Here is a 265-nt window from a genome sequence, read left to right on the forward strand (position 1 = left end):
TCGATCGTCGCCAACAACGGCAAGGTCGCCGGTATCGAGGTCGAATATACCGCGCTTGCCGAGGGCCGTCTGGTGACAACGGGCGAGACCGGTGTCATCGCCGCCGATCAGATTTTCAAGGCGATCGGCCAGACCTTCGAGGCCTCCGGTCTCGGCGCACTGCGTATGGAAAACGGCCGCATCACCATCGATGCCGAAGGGCAAACCTCGATCGAAGGCGTCTGGGCCGGGGGCGACTGCGTGCTCGGCGGTGACGACCTCACCG

At 64.5% G+C, this 265-nt stretch carries 1 protein-coding gene; it reads left to right on the plus strand.

Going from position 1 to position 265, the window contains the following annotated elements; translation table 11 throughout:
- Positions 1-265: FAD-dependent oxidoreductase (locus SB764_RS41180; RefSeq protein ID WP_410866923.1), on the plus strand; the 265-nt coding region annotated here is incomplete at both ends.

The sequence above is a fragment of the Paraburkholderia sp. SIMBA_027 genome (assembly GCF_046535315.1).
GTDB classification, from domain to species: Bacteria; Pseudomonadota; Gammaproteobacteria; order Burkholderiales; family Burkholderiaceae; genus Paraburkholderia; species Paraburkholderia tropica.